Origin of the sequence: Corallococcus carmarthensis (genome assembly GCF_003611695.1) — a bacterium.
Lineage (GTDB): Bacteria > Myxococcota > Myxococcia > Myxococcales > Myxococcaceae > Corallococcus > Corallococcus carmarthensis.
Window position 1 is genome coordinate 1 of record NZ_RAWE01000316.1, and the last position, 8,300, is coordinate 8,300.

At 71.4% G+C, this 8,300-nt stretch carries 7 protein-coding genes; 5 read left to right on the forward strand and 2 right to left on the reverse strand.

Features of this window, described 5'->3' with window-relative positions; all coding sequences use genetic code 11:
• Positions 1-1,533: zinc-ribbon domain-containing protein (locus D7X32_RS41485; protein WP_208752721.1), on the reverse strand; the 1,533-nt coding region annotated here is incomplete at its 3' end.
• Between the two features lie 230 nt (positions 1,534-1,763).
• Here D7X32_RS41485 and D7X32_RS41490 point away from each other — a divergent pair.
• The 3 genes from D7X32_RS41490 to D7X32_RS41500 all read left to right on the forward strand — a co-directional run bounded on the left by D7X32_RS41490 (position 1,764) and on the right by D7X32_RS41500 (position 4,830).
• Positions 1,764-3,077, forward strand: a complete 1,314-nt coding sequence (locus tag D7X32_RS41490; protein WP_120608035.1) for a protoporphyrinogen/coproporphyrinogen oxidase — start codon at positions 1,764-1,766, stop codon at positions 3,075-3,077.
• 78 nt (positions 3,078-3,155) lie between these two features.
• On the forward strand, positions 3,156-3,866 hold the full coding sequence (locus D7X32_RS41495) for a glycosyltransferase family 2 protein (protein ID WP_120608036.1): 711 nt from the start codon (positions 3,156-3,158) through the stop codon (positions 3,864-3,866).
• 16 nt (positions 3,867-3,882) lie between these two features.
• The gene (locus D7X32_RS41500; protein ID WP_120608037.1) at positions 3,883-4,830 is read left to right on the forward strand and encodes a polysaccharide deacetylase family protein; all 948 of its coding nucleotides are present in this window, start codon (positions 3,883-3,885) and stop codon (positions 4,828-4,830) included.
• On the opposite strand, the gene D7X32_RS41505 is transcribed toward D7X32_RS41500, so the two are convergent.
• Positions 4,831-6,258, reverse strand: coding sequence for a DUF2252 family protein (locus D7X32_RS41505; RefSeq protein WP_120608038.1), 1,428 nt, complete (start codon positions 6,256-6,258; stop codon positions 4,831-4,833).
• A 91-nt stretch (positions 6,259-6,349) separates the two neighbouring features.
• Between D7X32_RS41505 and D7X32_RS41510 the strand changes: the two genes are divergently transcribed.
• Together D7X32_RS41510 and D7X32_RS41515 are read left to right on the forward strand one after the other, a co-directional pair.
• Positions 6,350-7,204 (forward strand): lysophospholipid acyltransferase family protein, encoded by an 855-nt coding sequence (locus D7X32_RS41510; protein WP_120608039.1) that lies wholly within the window; start codon positions 6,350-6,352, stop codon positions 7,202-7,204.
• Positions 7,201-8,163, forward strand: a complete 963-nt coding sequence (locus tag D7X32_RS41515) for an SDR family oxidoreductase (protein ID WP_120608040.1) — start codon at positions 7,201-7,203, stop codon at positions 8,161-8,163. Before D7X32_RS41510 ends, D7X32_RS41515 begins: the two co-directional genes overlap by 4 nt.
• Positions 8,164-8,300 lie beyond the last annotated feature (137 nt).

Genomic DNA, 8,300 nt, shown 5'->3' on the forward strand with positions numbered 1-8,300 from the left:
CTCCTGGGGCACGGGGTCGCCGTAGCCGTAGGTCTGCGGATGGGCGCGCGACGACGCGGGGCCGTGGGCGTTGGACGGGTCGTTGATGTCGAAGGTGAACGCGTCCTCGGGCGCGGCCTGCGCGGGGACGGGCAGGTTGCCGTCGTCCGCGAAGTCGAAGTCCGGCGTGCCGAAGTCGGCTTCGGGGGCGGGCGGCGCGGCGGCGACGGGGTCTTCGGAGAAGTCGAAGTCGCGCGCGGTGCTGGCGGGTTCGCTCGAGCCGTAGGCGGCGGGCGCGGCGGGCTCGCGGAAGGCGGCGGTGGGGACGGGGATGGCGACGACGCGGGTCACGTCCTCGCGCGGCTCGGAGAAGTCGCTGGTGTCGAGCGAGGAGAACTCGCCGCTGCTCACCTCCGAGAAGTCATCCTCCGCGGGCGCGGGGGCCGGCGGCGCGGCGTCCATGTCGAAGCCGAACGAGTCGTCCGGCAGGGCCACCGGCGCGGCGGGTCCCGCGTCGAGCGAGATGGCCCGGGGCGCGGCCACGCCCGGCGACGCGAAGGCGGCGGGCGGGAGCTCGTCGTCGAAGGAGAACGGATCCTCGGGGACGGGCGGTGCGGCGTTGCCGGGCAGCGGGATGGCGGCGGCGCGAGGAGCGGCCGCGCCGGGCAGCGGAATCGCGGCGGACTGCGGCGCGGCGTTACCGGGCAGCGGGATGGCGGCGGCGCGAGGGGCGGCCGCGCCGGGCAGCGGAATGGCGCCAGCGGACGGACCCGCGCCCATGGGGATGGCCGCGGACTGCGGCGCGGCGCTGCCTGGCAGCGGAATCGCGGCGGACGGGGGCGCGGCGCTCCCGGGGAGCGGGATGGCGGCGGAACGCGGTGCGGCCGTGCCCGGCAGCGGGATGGCTGGACCCGCACCCATGGGGATGGCGGCGGGCTTGGGCGCGGCGCTGCCAGGGAGCGGAATGGCGGCGGACTGCGGGGCGGCGCTGCCAGGAAGCGGAATCGCCGCCGACTGGGGGGCCGGAGCGGCGGCGCGCGGTGCGGCACTGCCCGGCAGCGGGATGGCGGCCGACTGCGGTGCGGCATTGCCCGGGAGCGGAATCGCGGCGGACTGGGGCGCCGCGCTTCCGGGGAGCGGAATGGCGGCGGACTGCGGGGCGGCGCTGCCGGGAAGCGGAATCGCGGCGGACGGGGGCGCGGCACTGCCCGGCAGCGGGATGGCGGCGGCGCGGGGCGCGGCGGTGCCGGGGAGCGGAATGGCGGCGGACTGCGGCGCGGCGCTGCCAGGGAGCGGAATGGCGGCGGACTGCGGCGCGGCGCTCCCGGGCAATGGAATGGCGCCGGACTGCGGGGCGGCATTGCCCGGCAGCGGGATGGCGGCGGGCTGCGGCGCCGCGGGGGGCGCGGCCTCGGGAGCTTCAGCGCCCGCGCCATCGGCCTTGATGGGGAACGTGGTCTGGCACCGGGCGCACTTCAGCTTCGCGCCCCCGGGCGGGATCCGCCTGTCATCGATGTTGTAATTCGTCTGGCACGACGGGCAGGAGACTTTCATTGTTTTCCTTCGACGAGACCGGCTGGCGCGCGCACGCGCATGAATGACGGGGGCGGTGCGATGGTCCGCGCGGCGCGTGCAGGCTAGCAGAGCCGTTTCAAGCCCGGAAAGAACGCGCCCTCGGGGCGCACCGCCGTCACCCAGGCGGGCAGGAGGGCGGGCGCCCGCCAACACCAACAGTGTACGTCCCTTTTCCAGGTCCCCGCCCGTGGTGGTAGACCCGGCGGGTCATGGATCCCATCGTCATCCTCGGAGCGGGCCTGGCGGGCCTGTCCACCGCGCACTTCCTCAAGCGCCCCTGGCGCCTCATCGAGAAGTCCGACCGGGTCGGAGGCCTCATCAAGACCGAGGTCATCGACGGGTGTTACTTCGACCCCACCGGCCACTGGCTCCACCTGCGCGACCCGGAGATCCAGGAGCTGGTCAACACGCTCTGGCTCCCGGACCAGCTGGTCCGCATCCAGCGCCGCGCCGCGGTGTTCTCTCGCGACACCTTCACCCGCTTCCCCTACCAGGTGAACACCCACGGGCTGCCGCCGGAGGTCGTCGCGGAGAACCTCGTCGGCTACGTGGAGGCCATCTACGGGGAGAAGGGCCGGGCCCTGCGCGAGCGCGAACCCGTGAATTTCGAGGAGTTCATCCTCCGCTACATGGGTGAAGGCTTCGCGAAGAACTTCATGCTGCCCTACAACCAGAAGCTCTGGACCGTGCACCCGCGCGAGATGTCCGCCGCGTGGGTCGGCCGGTTCGTGCCGCGCCCCTCCCTCAAGGAGGTCGTGGACGGGGCGCTCGGCGCGGGCAGTGATCAGCTGGGCTACAACGCGTCGTTCCTCTACCCGCGCGAGGGCGGCATCGAGAGCCTGGCGCGCGCGATGAAGCAGCACCTGACGGGCGGCGAGCTGAGCGTGCGCACCGAGCCCGTCTCCATCGACTGGAAGGCGAAGCAGGTCGCGCTGTCGGACGGACGCACCCTGCCGTATTCGAACCTGGTGTCCTCCATCGCGCTGCCCGGGCTGGTGGAGCTCATCGGGAAGGGCGCCTCCGGCGTGCCGGACGAGGTGCGGGCCGCGGCGAAGCGCCTGCGCGCCTTCATCGTCACGTACGTGTGCGTGGGGGCCAGGGGCGCGAACCGCCAGCCGTGGCACTGGATCTACCTGCCGGAGCCGGAGTTCCACTCGTACCGCATCGGGGCGCCGTCGGCGGTGTACGCGCCCCTGGCCCCGCCGGACACGGCCAGCTTCTCCGTGGAGTTCAGCCACCACGGCGACCTGTCCGTGGCGGACGCGGAGAAGTTCGCGGTGGAGGACCTGGTGCGCTCGCGGATGATCCACTCGGCGGACGACATCCTCTTCACGAAGGGCCGGGAGATTCCCAACGCATACGTCCTCTACGACGACGCCTACGGCCCCGCGATGGCGGAGGTGAACCGCTTCCTGGAGCACGCCGGCATCCTCACGGCGGGACGCTATGGAAAGTGGGAATACTCCTCCATGGAGGACGCCATCCTGGGCGGGCGGGCCTGCGCCCGGACGCTGAACGGCTGACGCATGGAGTCGTCTCCTGTCGACGGTGGTCCGGGGGCGTGCTAGGCCCCAACGCCTTCCCTTCGCATCTCCGGACCCATGGCCCTGCACCTCTCCGTCGTCATCCCCGTCTACAACGAGGAGTCCATCATCGCCCAGGCAGCCGAAGAGCTGCGTCAGGGGCTGGATGCTCGCGGGCTCGACTACGAAATCATCTTCGCGGAGAACGGCTCGCGCGACGCGACGCCCCAAATCCTGGAAGAGCTCTGCTCCAAGAACCCGCGCCTGCGCTGGTTCCACTCGGAGACGCCGAACTACGGCGTGGCGCTCAAGGCCGGCATCCTCAAGGCCCGGGGCACCTACGTGGTGTGCGATGAGATCGACCTCTGCGACCTGACCTTCTACGACGCGGCGTTGCCCCGTCTGGAGCGCGGCGAGGCGGACATGGTCGTGGGCTCCAAGGCGGCCAAGGGCGCGAGCGACCAGCGCCCCCTGATCCGCCGCGCGGCCACGCGGGTGCACAACAAGCTGTTGCGCGTGGCGCTGGGCTTCCAGGGCACGGACACGCACGGCCTGAAGGCGTTCCGCCGGGAAGCGCTGCTGCCCGTCATCCAGAAGTGCGTGGTGGACATGGACGTGTTCGCCAGCGAGTTCGTCATCCGCGCGTGGCGCGAGGGACTGAACGTCATGGAGATCCCCATCCAGCTCCATGAGAAGCGCCAGCCGTCCATCCACCTGTTCAAGCGCGTGCCCAACGTGCTCAAGAACGTGGGCAAGCTGTTCTACGTCATCCGCGTCCGCGGGACCTGAGCGGGGGGATTGCCTCATGACGGCAGCGCGCCTGGCGTCCATCTCCGTCGACCTGGATTCCCTGCCGCACTACTGCCTGATCCACGGGCTGCCGGAGTCGCTGCTCGACGAGCGCGCCCGGACGCTGGTGCACCGCGTGGCGGTGCCGCGCTTCCTGGAGCTGCTGGCGGAGGTCGGGGTGCCCGGGACGTTCTTCGTCATCGGCGAGGACCTGGAGACGGACCCCGGCGCGGCGGATGGCATGCGGCGCTCCCACGCGGCGGGCGTGGAGGTGGCGAGCCACAGCCACGCCCATGACTACGCGCTCACCCGGCGCGGGCCGGACGCCATCGCGGAAGACCTGTCACGCGCGGACGCGGCCATCCTGAAGGCCGTGGGCGTGCGCCCCTCCGGGTTCCGCGCCCCGGGCTACACGCTGAACGCGGACCTGTACGCGGCCACCGTGGCGCAGGGCTACCGGTATGGGTCGTCCGCGTTCCCGGCGGCTCCGTACTACGCGGCGAAGGCGGCGGTGATGGGGGCGCTCGCGGCGCTGGGGCGGCCCTCGCGCTCCGTGCTGGACACGCCCCGCGTGCTGCTGGCGCCGCGCGTGCCGTACCGGCCGGACCCCGCGCAGCCCTACCGGCGCGGCTCGGGGGCGGTGGTGGAGCTGCCCATGACGGTGACGCCGGTGGTGCGCTTCCCGTTCATCGGCACGTTCGCGACGACGCTGCCTCGCGGCACGATGCGCGCCGCGTACCGCACGTGCCGGGCGGATGCCTTCTTCAATTTCGAGCTGCACGGTGTGGACGTGCTGGACGCCACGGATGGCATCCCGCAGGAGCTGGTGCGCCAGCAGCGCGACCTGCGCGTGAGCGCCGCGAAGAAGGTGGAGCGGCTGCGCAGCATCTTCCAGTGGCTCAAGGACGACTTCGACGTCGTCACCCTGCGCGACGCGGCGGGGCGGCTGTCCGCGTCGCTCTGATCAGCGGGCGGCCTTCAGCGCCTTCCAGTCCGCTTCCGCCTGATCCGCGTAGGCCTGCGCGAAGGCGACCAGCCGCTTCGTGGCCCCCTTCGTGTCTCCGCCCACCCAGTCCTCCAGGCGCGCGGCCTGCGCCTGCGTGTTGCCGTGGGCCCGGGCCAGCACGACGCCGGCCTGCTCGAAGGTGGAGCGCAGGGCCTTCTTCTTCCCGAGCACGGCGTCGTCCAGCTTGTCCTTCTCCGGCTCCACCTCGCGCGCGAGGAACGCCCGGCCGCCCATGTTCACCGCGCCCGTGAGCGGATTCACGGCGCCGCCCAGCTCCTCTTGCGCCTTCACCACGTCCGCGCCGTTCGCGGGCACCGGCGGAGACGTCACCCCGGAGGCGAGCAGCTCCTTCAGCTCCAGCAGCACGGGCGGCGCCTTTGGATCCGCCGCGCCCAGGAGCACGTAGTCGCGCTCCAGGCCGTAGCTGCTGCCACCCGCGTCCAGCCGGGCCGCCAGGTCCAGCACCTTGAGGGGCACCGCCACGCCCTCCGTGCCGTCCAGGGTCTTCTCGTACGACGCCAGCGCGGTCCGCACCGCCGCCTGCTTCTCCGCGTCCAGCGGCTTGAGCGTGTCCGACGTGAGGAAGCGAGGGCCCTTCGCTCCGTCCAGCTTCACGTACTTGGACAGCAGGTCCCTGGCGGACGTGTCGCGCGCCTTGCCGATGAGGTCCTTCACCGCGCCGGAGGACTCCTTCTTGTCCAGGAACGCCCCGGGGTTCGCGTCGCCGTCCGCCAGCAGCTCCAGCGTCTCGAAGTAGTTCTTCGCGAGCGCCTCCACCGCCTTGGCCTGCTCGCTGGACGACAGTCCCGCCTCGCGCGCGGTGAGGACGGCGCTGGTGGCCAGGCGCGTGAGGTCCGCTTCCGGCGACGCGGTGCCCGTCTGGTCGAAGTCGTTGAGCCCCCACACCGCCTTGCCGTCCGGGCCCCGGAACGTGCCCAGGTTGCCCACGTGCGCGTCGCCCACCACCCGGATGTCCGGCGCGGGCCGGTCCGTCAGGCGCGCCTCCTGCGCATACGGGCCCCGCAGGTCCGCCTGGAACAGGGCGGGCATGGCGCGGAACATCGCGGAGGGGCTCTCGCGCATCTGCGCCAGCTTCTCCTTCAGGCGCGCGGGCGGCAGGTCCAGGCGCGCGTTGAAGTCGCGCACGAAGGCCACGGCCTGGGACGGCTCGCGCTCCAGGCCGGACGTCTGGGCCCGCTTGGGCGCAAGCGCGTTCACCGCCACGGTGTTGCCCGTCCGTGACGTGGTGGCCTGGGGCTGGAAGTCGCTGACGTTGGAGGACAGCCGCCCCGCCGTGGCCCCGGAGGAGGCGAGCGTCAGCACCGTGGCGGCGACGGTGGAACCGGACGTCCGGGAGGGCGAAGAGGGCTTGGAGGGGATGCGCATGGGGGACCTTCCGGCGGATTATCGTCAGAAGGGGTTCGCTTGTTGTCGGCGCACTCCCGGTGTGCGTGCCGGGGTGCTAAGGAGCGAGCCCATGCTGGAGCGTTTCAGCGACAAGGTGAAGAAGGGCCTGCGCGGCTGGACCGAGCGCATGGCCGGCGAGCAGCAGTCCGACCAACTCCAGGCCCTGGCCCGGACGGAGAACGAGTACGGGGTGGACCCGTTCGGGTTCAACCTGGACTACAGCCTGGCCGCCATCGCCCCGTTCATGTGGCTCTACCGCCACTACTTCCGCGTGGAGGCCTACGGCGCGGACCGGATTCCTCCGGGCCGGGTGCTGCTGGTGTCCAACCACTCCGGCCAGCTGCCCCTGGACGGCGCGATGATTGGCATCGCCCTGATGGTGGAGGGCAACCCGCCGCGCGCCATCCGCAGCATGGTGGAGAAGTGGGTGCCGTCCCTGCCGTACGTCTCCACGTTCATGGCGCGCGTGGGCCAGATTGTCGGCACGCCGGAGAACTGCCGGCGGCTCCTGGATGCGGAGGAGGCCATCCTCGTGTTCCCGGAAGGGACGCGCGGGCTCAACAAGCTGTGGCCCCAGCGCTACCAGCTCCAGGAGTTCGGCCTGGGCTTCATGCGGCTGGCGCTGGAGACGAACACGCCCATCGTGCCCATCGCGGTGGTGGGCGCGGAGGAGCAGGCCCCGGCGCTGATGAACCTGAAGCCCGTGGCGAAGCTGCTGGGCTTCCCGTCCTTCCCCATCACCCCCACGGGCACGCCCTTCCCGCTGCCCACGAAGTACCGGATCTACTTCGGCGACGCGCTCCACTTCACCGGCCGCGCGGACGACGAGGACAGCGAGCTGGACAAGAAGGTGCGCACCGTGAAGGCCTCCATCCAGGCGATGCTCCACCAGGGTCTCAAGGAACGCCGGGGCGTGTTCTGGTGAGCGCCTCCAACGAAGAGAAGGACGCGCCCGCGGACAAGCGCCCGGCCGTCGTCGTCACCGGCATCAGTGGCAACCTGGGCCGCACGCTGGCGAAGCAGCTGCACAAGCGCGAGCGCATCATCGGCATCGACCGGCGCCCCTTCCTGGGCAAGCCGAAGGACGTCGAGATGCACCAGCTGGACCTGCGCAAGAAGAAGGCGGAGGACGTCTTCCGCAAGAACGAGGTCCGCGCCGTCATCCACATGGGCATCATGCATGACCCGCGCATGAGCGAGGAGGAGCACCACTCGTTCAACGTCGTGGGGACCACGCGCCTGCTGGAGTACTGCGCGAAGTACGGCGTGAAGAAGGTCGTGGTGCTGTCCTCGGCGAACGTCTACGGACCCAGCCCGGACAACTCCAACTTCCTCACGGAGGATGCGCCGCTGATGGCCGCGAGCCGCTTCTCCGGCGTGCGCGACCTCATCGAAGTGGACATGCTGGCGCACAGCTTCTTCTGGAAGCACCCCGACATCGAGACGGTCATCCTGCGGCCCGTCCACATCGTGGGGCCCACCATCAAGAACGCGCCGTCCAACTACCTGCGGCTGCGCCACCCGTGGACCATGGCGGGCTTCGACCCGATGGTGCAGCTCATCCACGTGGAGGACGTCGCCCGCGCCATGGTGGAGGCCCTGCGCCCGGAGCCCAAGGGCGTCTACAACGTCGTCGGCCCCGGCCAGGTGCCCCTGTCCGCGGTGCTGCGCGAACTGGGCCACACCGCCATCCCCGTGCCGCACCCGGTGGCCCGGCCGCTCTTGGGCCTGATGTTCCGCTACCGGCTGGCCAACTTCCCGCCGCCGGAGCTGGACCACATCCAGTTCCTCTGCGCCGTGGACGGTCAGCGCTGGATCCAGGACGTGGGCTGGAAGTCCCAGCACTCCATGCGCGACACCATCCGCTCCGTCATCGGCGAGTAGCGGCTTTTCGTGGAGCCCCGCCGGGGCTCCCTGACAGGCGTGTCAGGGGGGATGTGGCGGGCTGGCAGAGTGTGCCTGACATCACTGTCAGGCATGGGACGGTGGCCACGGGGAGGAAGGGCAGGCAAGTGCCTGAT